The sequence below is a fragment of the Mycobacterium kyogaense genome (assembly GCF_003254575.1).
Taxonomy (GTDB): domain Bacteria; phylum Actinomycetota; class Actinomycetes; order Mycobacteriales; family Mycobacteriaceae; genus Mycobacterium; species Mycobacterium kyogaense.
The window spans coordinates 1-21,054 of record NZ_QJUA01000061.1 but is presented as its reverse complement, the minus strand read 5'-3'; the positions used below and the strand labels follow the sequence as shown (position 1 = coordinate 21,054).

Here is a 21,054-nt window from a genome sequence, read left to right as displayed (position 1 = left end):
CCCACACGCCGCTACCAACAGGCCGATAAAACCGCCCGTACCTACCGCACCCGCGAACCCAAACCGCCATCATGAGTGTCAGCGATGTCCCGCGACACAAATGTCAGCGATGTCCCGAGACACCACAGATCGCTGAGCGACGGCAAACACGCCGAAATCGCTAGAGGTCGACGCTCATCGGGCCCACGCCCCAGATCTCGTCGCAGTACTCGCGGATCGCCCTGTCCGACGAGAACATCCCGCTGCGGGCCGTGTTGCGGATCGACATCCGCGTCCACACCTCGTCGTCGAGCCACACCCGCGACACCTCGGCCTGCTTGTCCACATACGCCCGGTAGTCGGCGAGCACCAGGAACGGATCGTGGGCGATCAGGTTGTCGACGACGGGGCGAAGCACCTCGGTATCGCCGTGGGTGAACGTTCCCCCCGCGATCAGTTCCAGCACCGCGGCGAGCTCGGGGTCGCGCTCGACATAGCTCTGCGGCCGATACCCGTCGGCCTTGACCGCCACGACCTGATCCTCGGTGAGCCCGAAGCAGAAGAAGTTCTCCGAGCCGGCCTCCTGGCGGATCTCGACGTTCGCGCCGTCGAGCGTCCCGATGGTCAGCGCCCCGTTGATCATGAACTTCATGTTGCCGGTGCCCGAGGCCTCCTTGCCTGCGGTCGAGATCTGTTCGGACAGATTGGCCGCCGGATACACCAGGTGCGCGCTCTTGACGTTGAAGTTCGGCAGGAACACGACCTTCATGTAGCGATTGACGTCGGGGTCGTTGTTGATGGTCGCGCCGACCGCGGTGATCAACTTGATGATCCGCTTGGCCATGTAGTAGCCGGGTGCGGCCTTGCCGCCGAACAGGAACACCCGCGGCGGAATCGTCAGACCAGGGTTCGTCTTCAGCCGGTGATACAGCGCCACGATGTGCAGCACCATCAGATGCTGCCTCTTGTACTCGTGGATGCGCTTGACCTGCACGTCGAACATCCACAGCGGATCCAGCTCGATGCCCGTCGTCGAGTGCACGTATTCGGCGAGCCGAGACTTGTTGGCCCGCTTGACCTCTCGCCACCGTGCCCGGAACGAGACGTCCTCGATGAACGACTCGAGGCCGTGCAGCCGCTCCAGATCGGTCAACCACCCGGGCCCGATCGCCTCGTCGAGCAGCCCCCGGAGCCCCGGGTTGGACAGCGCGAGGAACCGCCGCGGGGTGACGCCGTTGGTGACGTTGCCGAAACGTTCCGGCCACATCTCGTAGAAGTCTTTCAGCACACTGGCTTTCAGCAGTTCCGAGTGCAGTGCGGCGACACCGTTGATGGCATGGCTGCCCACGGTGGCCAGGTGCGCCATCCGCACCGACTTGCCGCCGTCCTCTCCGATCAGCGACATGCGGCTCACCCGGTCCTCGTCACCGGGGAACTTATCGCGCACCTCGGCCAGGAACCGGTCGTTGATCTCGTAGATCAGCTGGAGGTGGCGCGGCAGCGCCTCCCCGAACAGATGCAGCGACCACGTCTCCAACGCCTCGGGCAGCAGCGTGTGGTTGGTGTACCCGAACGTGCGCACCGTCAGATCCCAGGCCTCCTCCCACGCCAGGTGGTGCTCGTCGATCAACAGGCGCATCAACTCGGCCACCGCAATCGATGGGTGGGTGTCGTTGAGCTGGATCGCCCACTTGTCGGGCAGTGCCGACAGCGGCAAATTCGCCCGCTCGAGGTGGATGTTGAGGATGTCCTGCAGCGAACACGTGACGAAGAAGTACTGCTGAAGCAGGCGAAGCCGCTTACCGGCCTCCGGCTCGTCGTTGGGGTAGAGCACCTTGGAGACGGTCTCGGACACCACCTCCTGGTCGACGGCCTTGTAGAAGTCGCCGCTGTTGAACGCGTCGAGGGCGAACGATTCGACGGCGCGGGCGCTCCACAGCGTCAGCGTGTTGCACGTGTTCACGCCGTAGCCCTGCACCGGGGTGTCGTACGAGACGCCTTTGAGCACCCGCTGCGGTACCCACCGCACCCGCAATCTGCCGGCCAGATCCTCGTACGTCTCGGTGTGCCCGCCCCAGTTGACGAGGTAGTTGGCGTCAGGCTTGTCGATCTCCCAGGGGTTGCCGTGCACCAGCCAGTTGTCGGTCTTCTCGACCTGCCAGCCGTCCTGGATCTCCTGGGTGAAGATGCCGAACTCGTAGCGGATGCCGTAGCCGATGGACGGCCGCTCCAGCGTGGCCAGCGAGTCCAGGTAGCAGGCGGCCAGCCGGCCCAGGCCGCCGTTGCCCAGCCCGGGCTCGCCCTCACAGTCGAGGATCTCGTCGAGATCCTGGCCGAGGGCGGCCAAGGCCTGCCGGGCCTCGTCCTCGATACCCAGATTGAGCAGGTTGTTGCCCAGCTGCGGCCCCATCAGGAACTCCGCCGACAGGTAGCAGGTGACCTTCGCCGACAGGTCCAGCCAGTCCTGCGTCGTCGCCATCCACCGCTTCTGCATGCGATCGCGCACCGCCAGCGACAGCGCGCGGTAGTAGTGCTCGGGTGTCAGCACCGCAGATGGGCGGGCGATCGAATACACCAGGTGGTCGGTGACCGCTGCGCGCAGAGCGTCAGCGGTCATGCCCGTCCGGGTCTGACCGGTAGGGCCGGGTGTAGCGCCGTTCACCTGGGCAGACTGATCGGCGGCAGAGTTCACGAGGTCGGTCACGCGGGTCATTCTGGCCGGTCCATGTTTCGACAATGAATCCTGATCGTGAACGACACCTTCGAGGAGGTTGTGCGCAAACGTTGGCGCGCCGGTTGTCGACGCGGTTCACTGTTCCGATGGCGACGGGCGCACACCCCACGGTGGCGCGTCGTGCTGTGCTCGGCGTCCCGCCGCTGTCCCGATTGCTCGGCTGGACGCTGGTCGTCGGTATCACGTGCTTCGCCGTCCGCGCCCTGGTCCACCTGGACAGCTGGTCCTATGCGATGGTGTGGCCCGCCGTCGCGCCGCAGCTGGTCGCCCTGCTCACGTCGCCGCGCCGTCAGTGGCCCGCCTATCTGGCCGCATTCATGGCGGTCCAGGTCATCCCTGCGCGACTGGCGCTGGGGATCGCCCCCGAGATCGGAGTGGTGTCCACGCTCGCGGCGGTGGTGTTCGCGGCGACGATGCTGCACCGCGACCAGGACTGGGTGGTCGGGCGCACCGACACGCTGCGCAGCTGGCAACAATTCCTTCTCTACGGCGTCTACCTAGGGCCGGCGCTGGCCAGCCCGATCGGCGTCGCCGGGCTCGTGATCAACGGCGAGGTGGGCACCGCACCCGGACAGCTTCTGCACGCCGCCATGGCGTGGTACCTGACCGAGGCCGTCGGCATCGCGTTCCTGGTGCCCCTCATGCTGCGGTGGCGGCACTACGTGCGCCCGCACAGCTGGCGCGACACGGCGTGGTTCGCGACGATGATCGCGGTCACGGTGGCGTTGTTCGCCGCGTCGGCGACGATGTCGAGCTTCGTGCTGGTGTTCCTGTCCGGGCTGCCCGCGTTGTTGGTGCTGATCCGGTCGGGGATCGCGGCCGCATTCGCCGCGACGGCGGTCGGCTCGGCGATGGCACTGGGGGGCACGTTCGCCGGCTACGGCCCGTTCGCGCTGTCCCTCGAGGACCCCGGTCAAGCCCTGATCTCTGCGCAGGTGTTCGTCCTGGGCGCGTTCACGATGCTCGTGCTCGTGGCCGCCGCGCTGGAGGACCGGATGCGGCTGGCCGCCCTGGAGGACGTCAGCCACCAGGCCTACGAGCTGATCGCCGAGCTGACCGGCGATGTGGTGATCGTCGTCGACGCCGACGGCACCGTGCTGCACCGCGCGAGTCAGGGCCACGAGATCCTCGACATCCCGGGCGGGCCCATCGCCAAGTCGGCATGGTTGAGCCAAGTTCACCCCGACGACCACGCGGCCCTCGACGATTTCCCCGCCGCAATCGGGGCCGTCTTAAAAGGCGCCTCGGAACCCTTTCGCGTCCTGCGGGTCGACGGGTCGTGGGGTTGGTACGTGCTGCACAGCCGGCGCACCGCAGACGGCCTGACCGCTGCGATCATGCGCGATGTGACGCTGGAGCGGGAAGTGCAGGAGTCGCTCACCGACATGGTCAACACCGATCCGCTGACCGGTCTGGCCAACCGCCGCGGGTTGGACCTGCGTGCCGGTGACCTCTGGGTGCGGGCCCGCGCCGCCGAGGAGCAGGTGACGGCGCTGTTCGTCGACATCGACCACTTCAAGTCGTTCAACGACCTCTACGGTCACCAGGCGGGAGACGATTGCCTGCGGCACATCGGCGAAGTGCTGGCCCACCTCGCCGACCCGAGTATGTGCGTCGCCGCGCGCTACGGCGGCGAGGAGTTCGCGGTCGTCTGCTCCGGATGCGACGACCCGGGCGGCTTCGCGAAAGGGCTCGTCACGGCCATCCGCTCGTTGGCCATACCGCACGCCGGAGCCCCGAAGGGAACCGTGACCGTCAGCGTCGGCGTGGCGACGCTGCGGCCGTGGGTCACCGACGACGACCTGGCGGTGCGTGATCTGCTCGACCGGGCCGACAAGGCGCTCTATGCCGCCAAGAGCATGGGGCGCGATGCAGTGTCGGTGTACCGCGAGGCGGGGGTGCTACTGGGCGAGTAGGTTGACCGCCCGCCCGAACACCGTCGGCAATCCGTGTGCGGCAGGCACGATCGCGCGCCGCAGCGGTGATGCGCTCGCGCGCACCATCATCGAGGTCATGAGGCGGTAGCGGCGCGTCGACCGACGCCAGAGCCGCTCGTAAGCGGCAGGCTGGTCGGTGGCAACGCACTCGGCAAGCGAGCGAGCGGCGGCGAACGACAATCCCAGACCCTCGCCGGTCAGCGCGTCGACGTAGCCGGCGGCGTCGCCGACGAGCATCACCCGGCCCGCGACGCGGCGCGCCACCCGCTGCCGCAGAGGGCCGGCGGCACGATCGGAACCGTGCGCTGATCCCGAGATACGTTCGCGCAGAGCGGGAAACGCCCCGAGGTGGTCGTCGAATCCGCCGCGGCGCGACGTCAGGATCGCGATCCCGACACAGTTGTCGGCGACCGGCGTCACGTACGCTTCGCCTGCGTCGGGCTCAGCAGCCCAGTACACCTCGACGCGGTCGGTCCACGGCGTGACGCCGACATGGCGGGTCAGGCCCCACCGGCGTCGGCCACCCGCGGGGCGCTGCAAGCCCAGCTGCGCCCGGATCGGCGAGTGCAGCCCGTCCGCGGCAGCCAGATAACGTGCGCGAAAACCGTTGACCGACACGCTGTCCGGGTGCTGTTCGATCGTGTCAATCGCGCCGCCGATGACGCGTACCCCGGCAGCTTCGGCGGCGCCGAGCATCGCCTGGTGCAGCGTCGTGCGCCGTACCCCCAGGCCGGGACCGTCGTCGAATGTGGCGCTGACCCTGCGCCTGCCGTCGAGGTAGGCGACGCCCCGAAACGGTACCCCGTCGGGATGGACGCCGAGTGCCGCGAGATGACGCACGGTGTGAGGCATCAGTCCCTCGCCGCACGCCTTGTCGATGGGCGCCTGCCGCCGTTCCACCACCACGGTCTCCAGGCCCAGTCGGGCGGCGGCCAATGCGGTGGCCAGGCCCGCGGGCCCGCCACCGGCGACCACCAGATCGATCACCGCAGGCTCTCCAAAGCCTGGTTCTCGCAGGCGATCCGAGTGCGAAGCAGGATGGCGTTCAGTGCGGTGAACACGACCGCGGTGATCCAGGCGCTGTGGACGAGCGGCAGTGCGATGCCTTCGGCGACCACGGCCACGTAGTTGGGGTGGGAGACGTACCGGTACGGTCCGCCGGTGACCCGGCCGGCGCCGGGCACCACGACCACCCGGGTGTTCCACTGGTGACCGAGGGTGCTGATGCACCACCACCGCAGGCCCTGCGCGGCCAGCACGACGCCGAACATCGGCCATCCCAGCGCGGGCAGGAAATCTCGGTGCGCCGCCTCGAGAAGACAGGCGACCAGCAGGGCCGTGTGCAGGACCACCATCACCGGATAGTGCCCGGCGCCGTACTCCACGCCGCCACGCTGCCGACTGAATGCCAGATTACGTTGAGAGACAACGAGTTCAGCGATCCGTTCCAGGGCGACGGCGACGATCAACGCGGTGTAGGCGAGCACCGCTCACCGCCAACCGAGCAGAACGAACTCCGCGCAGAAGCCCGGTCCCATCGCCATCAACAGACCGGGTCGACCGGCCGGCGGCTTCTTGGCGATCGTGTCCCGCAGCACGTGCAACACCGACGACGAGGACAGGTTTCCCACCTCGGCCAACGAACGCCACGTCAGCTCCAGCGCGTCGGGCCCCAGATCGAGAGTCGACGTGATCGCCTCGATCACTTTGGGACCCCCGGGATGTGACACCCACGCCGCGATGTCGTCGACCGCGAGATCGTGGGCGCCGAGGAAGGCCGTCACATCATCGGACAGGTACCGATCGATGAGATCGGGAAGGTCTGCCGACAACACCAGTGACAAGCCGCTGCTCCCGACCCGCCACCCCATGGTGTCCAGTGAGTCGGGATAGAGCCTGCTGCGGGAGTCGAGCACCGCCGGCCCATGCGGATCGAGGCGACGGCTGCGCTCCTCGCCGACGGCGACCACCGCAGCCGCCCCGTCGCCGAACAGCGCGCTGGCCACCAGGCTCGCCATCGTCGGTTCGACAGCCGGGAACGTCAGAGAGCACAACTCGACCGAGATCAACGCGGCGGCGTGTCCGGGTGCGCCCCGCAGATAGTCGTGCAGTCGGGCGATCCCGGCCGCCCCTGCGACACAACCGAGTCCGAACAGCGGGACGCGGCGCACATCGGCCCGCAGCCCCAGCCGGGACGCGATGCGGGCGTCCAGCGAGGGCACGGCGATGCCCGTCACCGTCGTGGTCATGATCATGTCGAGATCCGCCGCGCGCAGACCGGCCTCGTCCAGCGCCGCGCTCAGCGCTTCGCAGGCCAGGTCGGCCGCGTGCTCGAGGTAGATGTCGTTGGCTTCGCCGAAATCCCGCAGTGTCGGGTATCTGTCGAGGGGCAGCACGAAGTGGCGGCTCTGCACCTTTGCGTGTTCGTGCAGGGCACGCACGACGTCGGCGAAACCCTCGAAGCCGGGGAGTGCGAGGAATGTCTCGGTGACCTCCTGCTGGCTGTACCGATGTTCGGGTAAGGCGCCGGCAACGCCGGCGATGACACTGACAGGGCTCATGGTGCTATCCGTTCCGTGTGTTCTCGAGAAGGCACCGCCGCACCCTCGGTGACACCGAGGCGGCGGTGAATCCGGCTGAGCCACTGCGGGGCCCACCAGTTCCAGCCCCCCATCAACCGCATGAAGGCGGGTACCGCCACCATGCGCACCAGCGTCGCATCGGCCAGCACCGCCAGTGTCAGTCCGAGACCGAACATCCGCATGACCGAGGTGCTGGCGGCGATCAGCGCCGCGAACGATATCGACATGATCAGCGCCGCGGCGGTGACGATGCGCCCCGTGTAGGCGATACCGAGTGCCACCGACTCGTCGGAATCTCCCGTGCGCAGCCAGATCTCACGAATTCTGGCGACGAGGAACACCTCGTAGTCCATCGACAGGCCGAAAGCGATGCAGAACAACAACACGGGCATGTTCGCGATCAGGGTGCCGGTCGGCGTGGTGCCCAGGCCGCCGAGATGCCCGTCCTGGAACACCCAGACCAGTGCGCCGAACGCGGCGCTCAACGAGAGAACGTTCAGCACAAGTGCTTTCAACGGTACGACGAGGCTGCCGGTGAGCAGGAACAGCAGCACGAACATGATCACGCCGATCAAGCCGAGAACCAGGGGGAGGGTGGACGTGATCGCAGCGACGCTGTCCCGATTGGCTGCGGCGGTGCCGGTGAGCTCCACTGCCCGGCCACCCGGTCCAGCAACCGCCTCCAGTCGGTCCAGCTGGGTCTGGGAGGCATCGGAGAACAGCGGCGCGCTGCTGGACACCGTCAGATAGGCGGCACCGTCGCGCTCACCGGTCGGCGCGGACGGCGGACCGGCGGCATTCCCGTCGACATAGGTCCCGGTCGGAGCGGACACCGCGACGACGTCGGAGACGCGGGACAGATCAGTGGCGTAGGCCGACAGCTCGGCACGACCCAGGCCGCGCGTATCGGGCAGCACGACGGTGACCGCGGTGTCGGTGTTCTCGGCGAACTCGTCGCGCAGTTGGTCGCCCACCTGATGGGCCGATGCGGACCGGGGGAGCACGCGGTCGTCGGGAAAGCCCCACCGCACGCCGAGGAACGGCAGGCCCGCGACGACCAAGAGCGCAACGACGGCCAGACCGAGGGGCACGGCGCGGCGCATCACGGCCTTCGCGCAGCGATACCAGAAGCGCTGGTGCACGGGGACGGGCGCGGGCTCGGCACGGCGCAGCACCCGACGAGCGAGGCGGCGGACGTCCAGAGCCGCATGCCGGTCGCCGAGCAGTACCAGCGCGGCCGGGGTGACGACCACCGCGGACGCGGCCGCGAACGCCACCGTCGCCACGCCCGCATAGGCGAACGACTTCAAGAAGTGCATCGGGAAGAGCACCATCACCGACATCGACAGCGCCACCGTCGTCGCCGAGAAGACCACGGTGCGCCCGGCGGTGCCCATCGTGGTCCGGATGGCCTGTGCGCGGTCGGCACCCGCGGCCAGCTCGTCGCGGTACCGGCTCAGGATCAGCAGCGTGTAATCGATGGCCAGCGCCAAGCCCATCGCGGTGGCGAGATTCAGCGCGAAGATCGACACATCGGTGAACGCGGTGACCGCCCTGAGCACCGCGAGGGCACCGACGATGGCCATCATCCCGATCGCGACCGGCAGCGCCGCGGCGAGCAGCCCACCGAAGACCCACACCAGGACCAGAAAGCTCAGCGGGATCGCCAGGCCCTCCATCATCAGCAGGTCCCGTTGCGAATGCTCGGTGATCTGCACGTTGACCATCGCGGTGCCACCGGTGCGCACGGTGACGCCGTCGGGCACGTCACGCGTGACCAGCTCGTCGATCTGCGCGGCCTCACTCTGCTGCTCGGCCTCGGTTCCGCTGATGCCGACGACGACGAGCCCGGCGGTCCTGTCGCGATTGACGAGGCCGGCCCGATCACTCGGCGGGGCGGTCCAGGCGGACGACACGGTGGCGACGTGAGCCCGGCCGCTGACCTGCGCGGCGATGCGTTCGCCGGTGTTGCGCGCCGCCGGGCTGTCGACGCCGTCGGGTGAGGACACCACGATCACCATGGCGACATCACCCTGGCCGAAGGTGTCCGCGAGGGTGCGCGACGCCCGGGCCGACTGCGAACCCGGATCGGCGAAGCCGCTCGGGGACAGGCGGGCGGCGACCGGCACACCGACGATCGCGAGCAGCGCGGTGAGGATCGCTGCGGTTGCGACGATCCTGCGCGGGGCGGCGAGGGCGAGCGACGCGATTCGAGTGAGCAGCTTCGTCTCCTGTCGGTGTGCCTGGAGAGGACACGACGCGGCCGTCGCTTCGGTTCACGGCTTCGGCGCGGGTGTGATCTAGATCATGATCGAAGTTCGAAGTGCTGGTAGTCCAGCGGGTTGCGCCAATGGCCGCCCCAGCTCCAGCCCCTGGTCACGAACGCTGTCACGACCGGATCGCCGTCGTGGAGCATGCCCGGATCGTGGCGGGTGCGGTCGAGCCACGCTGCGCCGGTCGCCGGTTCGATGCGGCCACCGCGGGCATCGACGGAGGGATTGACCAGCGGATTGATGTCGACGGCGCGGCCGTAGGCGTGCCAGGACCAGCTGCTCGACCCTGGGATGCCGCGGCAGTTGAACGCCGAGGTGTTGTTGTCGCGCATCGAGAGTTCGTCCTCGGCGCCCGGGTAGCGGTCCGGGTTGCGCATCTTCTCGATCGGGAAGCGCAGGGCGGCGAGCCGAGCGAACACATCGATCACCGCGCCGGTGATCTCGGCGTTGACCACCAGTTCGCCGCGGTGCAGGCGGCCGTCGAACCCCCAGTGGTCCAACTCGACGCGACGCAGCTGATCGGGGGAGACCGGGCAGCCCGGTCGCCAGGTCGCGCCGAGATCAGCGGCGGTGACGGGGCTGATCGCGGGTGGCTGGGGTTGCAGTGTCTGGGGCTGCGAAGTCGACGTGTTCGTTGTGGCCGGCGTCGTCGTCGGCGCCGACGGGTGGGGGGACGCGCACTGCACCAGGACGGCCGTCAGGGCCGTCGCCACGACCAGCCTCCTGCGCCGCACATCTGCGAACGTACCGGGGCTGCGCCCAAGCCTCGCTTAGATCGCCTAATCGCTTTTGTTAGTGGGGCTTTCGATATCGGGTATCGCTGTTACTGCTGTGATTTGCGCCATTGCGGGGTTATATTGTGTCCGTCATCACAAGGAGGGCGACTATGGCCGCAATCGGCGACAGTGCGATGGTCCCGCAGGACGTGAAGCCATCCCACGCCGCTCACCCCGTCAACTGGCTGATCGGGTTCGTGATGGCGGCGGTGCTCATCGCCGGGATCACCGGTGTCGTGTTGGCGCTGTCCAGCGGGTTGCCGACGGTCGCGATCGTGGTCGCGTTGATGACCGGGGCGGTGTTCGCCGGCTCGCTCTGCTGAGGCGTATGCCCCAGTGCGGTCTCAGGGCCGCAACAGGAAATCCACGAGTTCCTGTCGTTGTGCGGACGGAATCTGCGGTGACTTCGAACTCGACAGGTGCAGCGCACCGATGCCGATCGCGAACAGCCACTGTGATCGCTGCTCCGCGATGTCCTCGTTCAAGCCGCTGTCGATGAACGCCTGGCGTACCGCGGCACGTGCGCGGCGGTCGGCGGCTCTGACGCTGCGGGCTGCGGCGCGGTCGGTGCGGGCCCATTCCCGCATCGCCCGCTCGAGCATCCACTGACGCGGGCTGACCAGAAACGCGGTCATCTTGATCAACCGCTCTCGCGCCGGCAGCGCCGCCAGTTCGCTGAACTGACGGTGGTCGTCGTCGCGCCACTGGGCCCACGCCGACACCAATGCCGCCTTGTATGCCGCCATGTCCGTGAAGTGCCAGTAGAAGCTGCCCTTCGTCATGCCCAGCCGAGCTGACAACGTGTCGATCTTCAACGAGGTGAAGCCGTCCTCGGCGAGGATCTCGAAGCCGGTCCGTAACCACTCGTCGGCAGAGCTGCGACTTGCGCCTCGGCGTTCGGAACCTGCCACGGCGCCAGTGTAGGGCCACGAAAACCGGAGTGACTCAGACCATTGCGATCGGTGAGATCGAGGCGCCCACGCGCAACGCGCCGTCGAGTTCGCGGCTGACGTCGTAGTCGAAGACGGCGTGCCCGGCGACGATGTCGACATCGCGTCGCGCCCGCTGCATCGGATTGTCCAGGAAATGGGCGCTCGCCCCGGCCGCTCCCAACACATCGCCGATGACGGCGCGGCATTCGTGTACGACGTGGGCGGCGGTGGCCCGCGCGCGTGCGCGCAGTCGGAGATCGACTGCGCCACCGCGGGATACCGCACTCTGTATGTCGTCGGCGACGGAAAATGCGAGCCCACCGACGGCCGCCACGCGCATGGTCACCTCAGAGAGGCGCATCTTGGCTGCCGGCTGATCTTTCTGCGTACCGCCACCGTAGGCCAGGACGCGGTCTTCGAGCCGCGACGCGAACTGCTCCACCACGCGTTCGGCGGTACCGAGCACCGGCATGCAGGCTGTCAGGGCCAACGCAGAGACGATGGGCCACCGATACGTGTCGCTCGCGTGCACGGCAGCACCCGGGCTGTCGCCGGCATACACCTTCGGTACGGACACTATCCGATGTGCAGGGACGAACACGTCGTTGACGATCACGTCGTTGGAGCCCGTGCCCCGCATGCCTGAGGTGTGCCAGACATCAGCCACCGTGACATCGTCGATCGGGAGCGCCGCCAGTGCCGGGAACATCGACGAACCGCTACCGATCAGGACGCCGACGAGGACCCAGTCGGCGTGCATGACCCCGGTTGCCCATGACCAACGGCCCGTGATCCGGTAGCCGCCGTCGATCGGCTCGCCCCGACCGGACGGAGCCAGCGGTGCCGGCGCGAGAACGGCTCCGGCGGCGAAGATCTCGTCTTGGGCCTGCTCGTCGAACAGCGCGATCATCCAGTTGTGCAGGGCATAGAAGCCCAGGGTCCACGCTGTCGATGTGCAGCCGTGAGCGAGTTGTCGGACCGGCTCGAGCACTGCAGGAAACGGGGCCTGCGTGCCGCCGTAGCGGGCGGGCAGAAGCAGCTCGAAGAGCCCGCTGTTCCGAGCCTCGGCAACGGTCGCGTCGGGCAGGCGGCGCAGCTCCTCAGTGATGCTGGCGCGTTCGGCAATTCGCTCCACGAAGTGGGCGTCGATCACGGCCGGCGCCGAATCCGTCGCGGTCATGGCGTGACGGTAACATACTCAAAAGTATGCAATCGCGTCACGGTGGCGCAATACTTTCAAGTATGGGAGCCATGCGTGCGGCCGATCCGTCGGTGCCGACGCCGTTCCCGACCTGCATGCGACCGCACCGCCGGACACACTCCGATCAGTGTTCGTGCACGGTGTCAAAGCGCTACCGTGCTCGGTGGACTGAGGTGCAAAACTCGGGCTGAGTTTTTCCCTCGGAAGAGCCCGCGGGCTTTCGTAGCGTGTCGCGGTGTGAACGTTCCTGCCCTTTCGCGCCGTCGTGCGCTCCAACTGCTCGGTCTCGCCGGCGGTGCGGCCGTGCTCGCTCCGGCTCTGGCCGCATGCGGATCGTCGAGCACCAGCTCGGCACTGCCGTCCACCGCGCCGCTGTCGGGCCGATTCGACGGTGTCACCCTCAAACTGCTCGTCAACCAACCGCACGTGACATCGTTCCGCGACGTCCTGGCCCCGAAATGGGCAGCAGCCACCGGTGGGACGCTCGACGTGACCGCTTCCCCTTACGACCAGCTGACCAGCAAGCAGATTCTCGACGTGCAGAGCGGCACAGGTGAATTCGACGTCTTCGACTACTTCTACTTCGGGCTCGGGGACCTCGTCGACGCGGGGGCGCTCACCGAGCTGACGCCGTGGATCGACGCCAACGCCAAGCAGATCGGTGTGGATGGCTACCTGAAGTCGATCTACGATCCGTACACGCTGCTCGACGGGAAGCGTTACGGGCTGCCCTACGACGGCGACATCCACATCCTCTTCTACAACGCCGAACTGCTCGATCGGTACGGCGTCACGCCGCCCACCACATGGGACGAGTACGACGACGTCGCGGCCAAGATCACCACAGACGCGCGCGGCGCCGCATACGGCGCCATCGTGTCAGGCCAACAGGTCCCGATGATCCTCGGCTGCTCGTACATCAACCGGCTCACCGGCTACGGCGGAAACCTGTTCGACAGCAGCGGGAAACCGGCCTTGACCTCCGATGCTTCGATCGCGGCGCTCAAGCACCTGGTCGCAGTGGCGCCCGCCGCTCTGCCGACCCCGCTGCAGATCGGCTTCGACCAGGCCAACACAGCGTTCCTGACCGGTCAGGGCGCACTACTGGACACCTGGACCGACATGGCGCTGCGGGCAGAGGACCCGACCGCGTCGCAGATCGCCGGCAAGTGGGGCGCGGTGTCGCTGCCGGTCGGGGGCGCCAACACCACGCCGCGCACCGCGCTGGATGCCGGCTTCGGCCTCGGTATCTCGACGGCGACGAAAAACGCCGATGCCGCGGCGGCTTTCATCAACTGGGCCACTGCCGGCCCGCAGAACCTCGTGACGTCGTCCACCGCCGGTGCGGGTATCGACCCCGTGCGCGGCGAGGTTCTCGACTCCGACGGGTACGCCAAGGTGGTCACCAAGGCGATCGGGCCCATCCGGCAGGGGCTCGGTGGCGACCCTCTGGTGTGGCCGAAGCAGGCCGGTGCGCCGAAACTGTTGCAGGATCTCGTCGATCAGCTGGCGCTGGCCATCAGCGGCAGTCAGACCGTCGAGCAGTCGCTGGAGAATGCGCAGCGCGGATGGGAGAGCGCCGCTACATGATTCGGCGCGTTCCGCTGTGGCTGGCCGCGCCCGCGATCGCCGGATTGATCCTGTTCCTGGTCTACCCCACGGTGTATCTCGTTGCGCTGACGGTGACGAAATCGTCTCTGGCCCATCCGTTACGGAGCTTGACCGGGGGCGCCAACGTGGCGTCGGCCTTCGCGTCGCCGGCGTTCGTCCCCTCGTTGGGCAAGTCCACGCTGTTCGCTGTCGTCGTGGCTGTGATCACCACTGTGCTCGGGCTGGCCCTGGCCCTGTTGTTGCGCCACCGCGGCGGCGGCTTCGGAGTGACCGGGGCGCTGCTGTTGCTGCCGCTGGTGACCGCACCCGTCTTGGTGGGCGTCGCATGGAAGCTGTTGCTGGCGCCCGTCGGTGGCGGTCTGGCCGGGATCTTCGCGGCCGTCGGCCTGGGCGGTGTCAACCCGTTGGGGTCCGGCGTGGGAGCGCTGATCGTGCTGATGGTGATTCACATCTGGCAGTGGACGCCGTTCGCGACCCTCATCTCGTTCGCTGCGCTCGGGGTCGTGCGGCCCGAACTCCTCGAGTCCGCACGCATCGACAACGCCGGGCGTTGGCGCACCTTCACGACCGTGACCTGGCCCGCGATCGGGCCGACGGTATGGGCCGTCGCGGTGCTCGAACTGGTGATCGGCTACAAGGTCTTCGACTCGATCGTCGTCATCACCTCCGGCGGACCCGGCTTCTCCACCACGCTGACACCTTTCGTCATCTACCAGACCGGGCTGCGGGGCAGCTTCGACATGGGTACCGCGGCTGCGCAGACCTTGGTCTTCGGCCTGGTGGTCGGTGCGGTGGCGACGGTGGTCACGACGCTGCGGGCGCGCGCGGTCAAGGCCGACACGTGAGAAGTCGGATCGCGTTGGCCGGCGCCGTCGTCGTTGCGTTGCTGCCCATCGCCTACCTGGTATCGCTCGCGGTGCGGCCCGCATCCGACGTGCTGAACTCCAGCCTGCTGCCCCGCGCATGGACGCTCAGCAACGTCGTCAAGGTGTTCGACACCATCGAGCTGGGCACCATGCTTCAGAACTCGTGGCTTTCCGCCGTGGGCGCCGCGGTGCTCGCCGTCGTGATCGCTGCTCCGGCAGCGTATGTCGCGGCCCGCCATGTCCGTGGAGAGCGCCTGCTCACCGTGCTCCTGGCCAGCTACTGCGCACCGCCGATCGTCGCCATCATCCCGCTGTTCTTCTTGCTGCGCTCGGTGGGGTTGGTCAACAGCGTCGGCGGGCTGATCCTGGTCAACGGAATCGCCGGTGTGCCGGTCGCGGCCTGGCTGCTCGACGGCTTCGTGCGCCGCATCCCCGTCGAGATCGACGAGGCCGCCGCCGTCGACGGGCTGCGGCCCGCCGCGATCTTCGCCAAAGTGGTGGTGCCGCTGCTCCTGCCGGGCGTGGTGGCCGCCCTGCTGGTCGTGTTCTTCCTCAGCTACAACGACTTTCTCTTCGCGGTGTACCTCGCCGTGACCAAGGAGAGTCAGACCCTGACCGTCGGGTTGTCCCTGTTCCAAGGTGACCGCAACGTGCAGTTCGGACAGCAGGCCGCGGCCGGGCTGCTCGGCATCCTGCCGGTCTACGTACTCGCCCTGGCCGCTCAGCGCTATCTGGTCGGCGGGCTGACGACAGGAGCCACCAAGTGAGTGCGGTCGAACTCCGCGACATCACCAAGACCTTCGACACATCCTCGGGGCGGACGACGGTCGTCGACCGAATCAGCCTGTCGCTGCCCGAAGGATCGATGACCGTCCTCGTCGGGCCGTCAGGGTGCGGGAAGTCGACCACGCTGCGGATCGTCGCCGGTCTCGAATCCGCCGACAGCGGCGCGGTGCACATCGGGGGACGTGACGTCACCGCCGCGACCCCGTCCGAACGCGACGTGGCGATGGTCTTCCAGAACTACGCCCTCTACCCACACCTGAGTGTCGAACGCAACATCGGCTTCCCGTTGCGGAACGCCGGTGTCCCCAGAGATGCTGCTGCGCAGCGGGTTCGGCAGGCAGCCGAGAGGGTGGGGATCACGGCGCTGCTGGATCGCAAGCCACGCCAGCTCTCCGGCGGCCAACAGCAGCGGGTGGCCATCGCCCGCGCGCTCGTGCGCACTCCGGCGTTGTTCCTGTTCGACGAACCGCTGAGCAATCTCGACGCCAAGCTGCGGGTGGAGCTGCGGTCTGAGATCCGGCGGCTGCAGCAGGAGTCCGGCATCACGGCGCTCTACGTCACCCACGACCAAGAGGAGGCGATGACGATCGCCGACCAGCTCGTGGTGCTGCGCGCCGGACGCATCGCGCAGACAGGCACCCCGGCCGAGCTGTACCGGCGGCCGGCGAACACATTCGTCGCGGGCTTCATCGGCTCGCCGAGCACCAACCTGATCCCCGGCGCTGTGCGCGACGGGGTGTTCGAGGCCGGGCCGCTGCGCACCAGGGTGGCCGGCGCCCCCGGCGGCGACGTCACGCTCGGGGTCCGGCCTGAAGACCTGACCGTCACCCCCGACGAGTCGGGTAACGGGACGCTGGAGCTGGTCGAATTACTCGGCCCCCGTTACGTTCTGATCGTCCGAGTGGGGGAGCACCGTCTGACCGCCGTGGTGGAGGCTGCCGCGGTGGCGGGCTGGCCTACTGCACCGGTACCGGGCGATACGGTCGCCGTGGATGTGCGGGCCGAGCACGCCCACGTGTTCGACACCGCGAGCGGCGACCGGCTCGGCTAACTGTCGCGCTGCGTGCGGCCGATGCCCCAGGCGTACGGCGGGGGAGTGCCGTTGACAGCGTGGGCGCCGAGGACTTTCGCCTTGAACAGTCGTGGATTGTGCGAGGCGACGGTGCGGGCGTTGCGCCAGTGCCGATCCAATCCGCGGGCGCGGGAGGCGGCCGACGCGCCGAGCGTGTCGAAAAGATTCGATGCCGCGTCGATCGCCAGCTGCGATGCGGTCAACTGGGCTGCCGCCGCTTCCAGTTCCGTGCGTTCGGCCGCGCCGGGGAGCGCTGCATCGTCAGCGATTGCGGCCGCGTCGATCGCCTCGGCGAGCCTGAGGGCCACGGCTTCGGTGGTGTAGGCCGCTGCCCAGATGTCACCCACCCGGCCCAGTACCTGTGCGTCGTCACGCACGCGCGCGGCGCTGGCGTGGGAGTAGTTCCGATCACGCTGCTGCACTTCGGCGGTCACATCGGTGAGCACCGCCCGGGTGATGCCGGCCAGCGTCGCCACCAGATTCAACTGGTACAGCCCCGTCTGGTAGGGGTGCCTGCGCTCGAAAGGGATGACATCGTCGGCCACCGCATCGGTGAATTCCGTGGTGCCCGTTCCGGTGCCGCGCTGCCCGAAACCGTCCCAGTCGTCGTGGATCACCACGCCAGGCTGGCGGGTGTCCACCACCGCGGTCGCCCAGCCGTCACCGTCCTTGACGTACACATCCGCCCACTCGGCGAAGATCGTGCCCGTCGTGTAGTACTTGCGTCCGTTCACCACATGACGCCCGTCGCGATGAGTGACCGTCGTCTGCGCATCTCCGATGGCTGTCGAGCCCGTCTCGGTCCAGGCGTTGCCGGCGATCTCGCCCGCGACGAAGCGCGCAAACCAGCGAGATTGGTCCTCGCCGCGGCGGTGCCGGAACACAGTGTCCTCGACGAGAACGAAGTGGCCGCGCAACGCCTGCGCCAGGTTCGCGTCTGCCGCGGCGAGATCGATCCACAGTGCGGTGATCTCGGTCCAGTCCAACCCCCACCCGCCGAATTCGGCCGGCACCCGCAGGGTCCCGAACCCGGCCTGCTTCAACAGCGTCACCGCCTCCACCGGCAGCACACCGGTCAGCTCACGGTCCCGCGTCCCGGCGGCGATCTCGGCGAACACATCAGCGAAGTGGGCGCGCGCCTGTGCGAGTCTGGGGCGGGTGGCGAGATCGGTCACCACAGCACAGTGGACCACACCCGCGCGGACGCGCACCGATTTGACTCCGCCAGAACAGAAGTCGGTCGGATCACCGCAGATGCCCGTACAGTGTCCGCGGTGCCGCGCACACGCCCGATCTAACCGGGCTGGTCGTTGTTCTTCTGCGACCCCCACCCGTGCACCCGGTCGACCTGGATGACGGCACTGACCCGTCGGCGGTCCCGCTGCGGGTACTCCTGACCGCTGTAGTGCCGCGAGAGTGCGTCGATGTCGGCCAGTCCGTCGTCGTCGTACATCCGGGTGACGCGACCGATGACGGTGACGTGGGTGTACCAGTCGTCGGAGTCCAGCACCGTCAGCGAGACCCGGGGATCTTTCCGCATGTGTTTCAAGCGGACTCGACCCTCGTCCATGTTGACCAGGATCTCGTCGCCGCGCAGCAGGTACCAGGTGGCCGCCGACACCGGTTGGCCGTCGGAGCGCACGGTGCTAATGACCGCGGGGTTGGCCTTGGCCAGCATCTCTTTGGCCTGGTCGGACAGGGGCGTCGACATGACTGACTCCTTCGCGGGGGCGACGATGACTAGTCGGTCCTGTACCCACACAGTCGCCGGACAACCCTGCCCACGAAATCGCGCGCGCTACACGCGACTCAGATCTGCCCGTGCCGCGGGGGCAGCGTGCCCGAGAGGGTGTAGCGGCCGATGTGCTGCAGCTTCCAGCGCGTCGGATCGTGCAGCGTGTGCGTGCGTGCGTCGCGCCAGAACCGTGACAGGTTGTCCGATGCGGAAGCGCTTCGCGTGCCGCCCAATTCGAACAGCCCGTTGGAGGCGGCCAGTGCCGCGCGCACCGCGCCCACCTTGGCCGCCGCCACGGCCACCGACGCCTCGGCGGCTGACTCCTCCGTCAGGTGCGCAGACGCCTCGTCGACCCGGCGGGCCGCCTCGGCCAGCAACGCCTGTGCGGAGCGGACCGTGACGGCGAGCTCTCCCGCGGCGTTGATCACCGTCGGATCCTCGACGGCCGCCGGTACACGCGCTTCGAAATGCGCTCTGGCACGGCCGGCCTGATGAACTCCGGCCGCGAGTGCACCGGTGGCGATACCGACGTCGATGGCACTGTGCCACAACTGTGCTCGCGCGCCGTAGGTGGTCGGCCCGGAGAAGATCGGGCTGAACGGCACGACGTGCGTTGCCGGCACGATGACGTCGTCGAGCGTCACGGTCCCCGACGCCGTCGTGCGCTGCCCCATCCCGTCCCAGTCGTCGACGACGTCGAGCCCTGGTGCGTCGTGCGGCACGAACGCGACCGCCTTCGGCGTCGACGCCACCGGGACCTCACCGGAGCCGTCGCTGCGCGACGCACGCACCACGACCCAGTCGGCGAACAGCGCCCCGGTGCTGTAGAACTTACGGCCCGACAGCACGTAATCGCCGCCAGCACGGGGCGTCAACGTCGTCGAGTCCACGTCGATCGGATGGGGACCCCGTTCGCTCTGCGCGTTGGCCACCAGCGCACCGGCGAGGACCTCGCCGAAGAAGAGCTCGTGCTGTGCGACGGTGCCCTGTAGGCGAAGTGCCTCCAGGAAAGTGAAGTGTGAGTGCGGTATCTGAGCGAGCGACGGATCGGCATGGGCGAGAAGGCGGAACACCTCAGCCACGACGGCCGCCGGTGCGGCGATACCGCCGCACTGCTTCGGCACCGTGATGGCCAGCAGGCCGGAGTCCTTCAAAGCCTTGATCTCGGTGTGCGGCAGGACGCGCTGGGCATCGCGCTCAGACGCGCCGACGGCGATGTCCTCGGCCAGAGATCGAGCAACCGGCAGAACGTCGTCGACGGACGTGATCACCGGCTGGCTCCCACAAACGGGATCGACGGCGCTGCAGTGGTTTTCGTCGTCGCGGTGAACAATCCGCGCTCCCGCAGGATCGGCACCACGCCCTCGCCGAACCAGTACAGCTCCTCCAGATGCGGATAGCCCGAGAAGATGAACTCGTCGATACCGACCTCCGCGTACTCGGCGATGCGGTCGGCCACCTCCTGATGGCTGCCCACCAGAGCGGTGCCCGCGCCGCCGCGCACCAGGCCGACACCCGCCCACAGGTTCGGCGCCACCTCCAGTGTGCGGGCGTCGTGCCAACTGCCGGCGCGTCGGTTCTCTTCGTGCAGAGCCAGCATGCGTTTCTGCCCCTCGGACTGGCTGCGATGCAGGCCTTCCTGCGCTTTACGGACCGTCTCCTCGTCCAGCGCGGCCACCAACCGGTCGGCCTGCTGCCACGCCTCGTCAGAGGTGTCGCGGGAGATCGTGTGGAGGCGAATGCCGAAGCGCACCGGACGGCCCTCGTCGGCGGCGAGCTTGCGGATCCACTCCACCTTCTCGGCGACCGCAGCCGGCGGCTCCCCCCAGGTGAGGTACACATCGGCGTGCTTGGCGGCCACTGGGCCTGCCGCGGCGGAACTGCCCCCGAAGTACAACGGCGGCACCGGGTTCGGCAGCGTCGCCAACGCGGCCTCGTCGACGCGGATGTGCTCACCCTCCAGCGTCACCGTCTCCCCGCTCCACAGGCGCCGCACCACCTCCAGGAATTCGTCGCAGCGCTGATAGCGGCCGTCCTTGTCCAGGAAGTCGCCGAACGACCTCTGCTCGTGCGCCTCACCGCCGACGACCACGTTCAACAACAGACGCCCCGGGGCGTGGCGGGCGAACGTGGCCGCCATCTGCGCCGACAGCGTGGGGCTGACCAGCCCAGGCCGGAACGCGACCAGGAACGCCAACGACGTCGTCTCCCGGGCCAGCAGTGCCGCGGTGACGAACGCGTCCTCACACCACGCGCCGGTCGGGATCAGCGCGCCGGTGAAGCCGAACGACTCGGCGGCACGCACGATCGAGGCGAGGTAGTCGATCGACGCGTCACGATCGCTGTGCGCGGCGCCGGCAGGCGTGCCGTGGCCGCCGCCGACGATCAACCGGCTGTCGCCGTACGTGGGCAGGAACCAGTGCAGGCTCAAAGACATCAGAGGTGGTCCTTTCAGCGGCCGCGGGCGGGTTGGGCCGCGACCGAGGCGGAGGAGGAGGGAACGGTGGACGGCCTGTCGATGATCGTCGAGCGGGGCCCGCCCACCCGATACGAGGCGCCCCGGTGCTCGG

The 21,054-nt window shown here is 68.2% G+C and carries 18 protein-coding genes; 6 read left to right on the top strand and 12 right to left on the bottom strand.

From position 1 onward, the window contains the following. Positions 1 to 160: 160 nt before the first annotated feature. A complete protein-coding gene (locus DMB80_RS25855) occupies positions 161 to 2,692 on the bottom strand; it encodes a glycogen/starch/alpha-glucan phosphorylase (protein ID WP_111512453.1) in 2,532 nt (843 codons plus the stop codon). A 107-nt stretch (positions 2,693 to 2,799) separates the two neighbouring features. Between DMB80_RS25855 and DMB80_RS25850 the strand changes: the two genes are divergently transcribed. Further along, positions 2,800 to 4,629 (top strand): sensor domain-containing diguanylate cyclase, encoded by a 1,830-nt coding sequence (locus DMB80_RS25850; RefSeq protein WP_111512452.1) that lies wholly within the window; start codon positions 2,800 to 2,802, stop codon positions 4,627 to 4,629. Here DMB80_RS25850 and DMB80_RS25845 read toward each other — a convergent pair. From DMB80_RS25845 to DMB80_RS25825, 5 genes are all read right to left on the bottom strand, one after another. Next, positions 4,615 to 5,637: an NAD(P)/FAD-dependent oxidoreductase gene (locus tag DMB80_RS25845; RefSeq protein WP_111512451.1), complete on the bottom strand. Its 1,023-nt coding sequence runs from the start codon at positions 5,635 to 5,637 to the stop codon at positions 4,615 to 4,617. The genes DMB80_RS25850 and DMB80_RS25845 overlap by 15 nt on opposite strands. Continuing rightward, positions 5,634 to 6,137 (bottom strand): isoprenylcysteine carboxyl methyltransferase family protein, encoded by a 504-nt coding sequence (locus tag DMB80_RS25840; RefSeq protein ID WP_111512450.1) that lies wholly within the window; start codon positions 6,135 to 6,137, stop codon positions 5,634 to 5,636. The genes DMB80_RS25845 and DMB80_RS25840 overlap by 4 nt, the downstream gene beginning before the upstream one ends. Before the next feature lie 3 nt (positions 6,138 to 6,140). Next, complete coding sequence (locus DMB80_RS25835) at positions 6,141 to 7,211, bottom strand: type III polyketide synthase (protein WP_111512449.1); 1,071 nt, start codon at positions 7,209 to 7,211, stop codon at positions 6,141 to 6,143. Next, positions 7,208 to 9,454 carry an MMPL family transporter gene (locus tag DMB80_RS25830; RefSeq protein WP_111512448.1) on the bottom strand — a complete coding sequence of 749 codons (2,247 nt, stop codon included), beginning with the start codon at positions 9,452 to 9,454 and terminating at the stop codon, positions 7,208 to 7,210. Before DMB80_RS25830 ends, DMB80_RS25835 begins: the two co-directional genes overlap by 4 nt. A gap of 83 nt (positions 9,455 to 9,537) precedes the next feature. Next, positions 9,538 to 10,218: a M15 family metallopeptidase gene (locus DMB80_RS25825; protein WP_338043896.1), complete on the bottom strand. Its 681-nt coding sequence runs from the start codon at positions 10,216 to 10,218 to the stop codon at positions 9,538 to 9,540. Positions 10,219 to 10,391: 173 nt separating this feature from the next. On the opposite strand from DMB80_RS25825, the gene DMB80_RS25820 reads away from it, so the two are divergent. Then, the gene (locus DMB80_RS25820) at positions 10,392 to 10,604 is read left to right on the top strand and encodes a hypothetical protein (protein WP_111512446.1); all 213 of its coding nucleotides are present in this window, start codon (positions 10,392 to 10,394) and stop codon (positions 10,602 to 10,604) included. 21 nt (positions 10,605 to 10,625) lie between these two features. Here the strand turns inward: DMB80_RS25820 and DMB80_RS25815 are convergent, their stop codons facing one another. Both DMB80_RS25815 and DMB80_RS25810 read right to left on the bottom strand, forming a co-directional pair. Beyond that, positions 10,626 to 11,192 carry a TetR/AcrR family transcriptional regulator gene (locus DMB80_RS25815; protein WP_240431391.1) on the bottom strand — a complete coding sequence of 189 codons (567 nt, stop codon included), beginning with the start codon at positions 11,190 to 11,192 and terminating at the stop codon, positions 10,626 to 10,628. 34 nt (positions 11,193 to 11,226) lie between these two features. Continuing rightward, complete coding sequence (locus DMB80_RS25810) at positions 11,227 to 12,393, bottom strand: acyl-CoA dehydrogenase family protein (protein ID WP_111512444.1); 1,167 nt, start codon at positions 12,391 to 12,393, stop codon at positions 11,227 to 11,229. A gap of 258 nt (positions 12,394 to 12,651) precedes the next feature. Here DMB80_RS25810 and DMB80_RS25805 point away from each other — a divergent pair, with 258 nt between their 5' ends. From DMB80_RS25805 to DMB80_RS25790, 4 genes are read left to right on the top strand one after another with little or no spacing between them, the layout of a single operon-like run. Beyond that, positions 12,652 to 14,004 (top strand): extracellular solute-binding protein, encoded by a 1,353-nt coding sequence (locus DMB80_RS25805; RefSeq protein ID WP_111512443.1) that lies wholly within the window; start codon positions 12,652 to 12,654, stop codon positions 14,002 to 14,004. Beyond that, positions 13,983 to 14,870: a carbohydrate ABC transporter permease gene (locus tag DMB80_RS25800; RefSeq protein WP_240431390.1), complete on the top strand. Its 888-nt coding sequence runs from the start codon at positions 13,983 to 13,985 to the stop codon at positions 14,868 to 14,870. The genes DMB80_RS25805 and DMB80_RS25800 overlap by 22 nt, the downstream gene beginning before the upstream one ends. Continuing rightward, positions 14,867 to 15,658, top strand: coding sequence for a carbohydrate ABC transporter permease (locus DMB80_RS25795; RefSeq protein WP_111512442.1), 792 nt, complete (start codon positions 14,867 to 14,869; stop codon positions 15,656 to 15,658). Before DMB80_RS25800 ends, DMB80_RS25795 begins: the two co-directional genes overlap by 4 nt. After that, positions 15,655 to 16,728, top strand: a complete 1,074-nt coding sequence (locus DMB80_RS25790) for an ABC transporter ATP-binding protein (protein WP_111512441.1) — start codon at positions 15,655 to 15,657, stop codon at positions 16,726 to 16,728. Before DMB80_RS25795 ends, DMB80_RS25790 begins: the two co-directional genes overlap by 4 nt. Here DMB80_RS25790 and DMB80_RS25785 read toward each other — a convergent pair. From DMB80_RS25785 to DMB80_RS25770, 4 genes are all read right to left on the bottom strand, one after another. Beyond that, complete coding sequence (locus tag DMB80_RS25785) at positions 16,725 to 17,924, bottom strand: acyl-CoA dehydrogenase family protein (protein WP_205538931.1); 1,200 nt, start codon at positions 17,922 to 17,924, stop codon at positions 16,725 to 16,727. The genes DMB80_RS25790 and DMB80_RS25785 overlap by 4 nt on opposite strands. A gap of 119 nt (positions 17,925 to 18,043) precedes the next feature. After that, positions 18,044 to 18,460 (bottom strand): PPOX class F420-dependent oxidoreductase, encoded by a 417-nt coding sequence (locus DMB80_RS25780; RefSeq protein WP_111512440.1) that lies wholly within the window; start codon positions 18,458 to 18,460, stop codon positions 18,044 to 18,046. Between the two features lie 98 nt (positions 18,461 to 18,558). Continuing rightward, positions 18,559 to 19,755: an SfnB family sulfur acquisition oxidoreductase gene (locus DMB80_RS25775; RefSeq protein ID WP_111512439.1), complete on the bottom strand. Its 1,197-nt coding sequence runs from the start codon at positions 19,753 to 19,755 to the stop codon at positions 18,559 to 18,561. Beyond that, positions 19,752 to 20,921, bottom strand: coding sequence for an LLM class flavin-dependent oxidoreductase (locus tag DMB80_RS25770; RefSeq protein ID WP_162938717.1), 1,170 nt, complete (start codon positions 20,919 to 20,921; stop codon positions 19,752 to 19,754). Before DMB80_RS25770 ends, DMB80_RS25775 begins: the two co-directional genes overlap by 4 nt. Between the last annotated feature and the right edge of the window lie 133 nt (positions 20,922 to 21,054).

Coding starts and splice junctions, on each gene's coding strand:
- DMB80_RS25835 (WP_111512449.1), bottom strand. CDS start 7,211: ATGAGCCCTGTCAGTGTCATCGCCGGCGTTGCCGGCGCCTTACCCGAA.
- DMB80_RS25850 (WP_111512452.1), top strand. CDS start 2,800: ATGGCGACGGGCGCACACCCCACGGTGGCGCGTCGTGCTGTGCTCGGC.
- DMB80_RS25820 (WP_111512446.1), top strand. CDS start 10,392: ATGGCCGCAATCGGCGACAGTGCGATGGTCCCGCAGGACGTGAAGCCA.
- DMB80_RS25780 (WP_111512440.1), bottom strand. CDS start 18,460: ATGTCGACGCCCCTGTCCGACCAGGCCAAAGAGATGCTGGCCAAGGCC.
- DMB80_RS25810 (WP_111512444.1), bottom strand. CDS start 12,393: ATGACCGCGACGGATTCGGCGCCGGCCGTGATCGACGCCCACTTCGTG.
- DMB80_RS25770 (WP_162938717.1), bottom strand. CDS start 20,921: ATGTCTTTGAGCCTGCACTGGTTCCTGCCCACGTACGGCGACAGCCGG.
- DMB80_RS25800 (WP_240431390.1), top strand. CDS start 13,983: ATGGGAGAGCGCCGCTACATGATTCGGCGCGTTCCGCTGTGGCTGGCC.
- DMB80_RS25855 (WP_111512453.1), bottom strand. CDS start 2,692: ATGACCCGCGTGACCGACCTCGTGAACTCTGCCGCCGATCAGTCTGCC.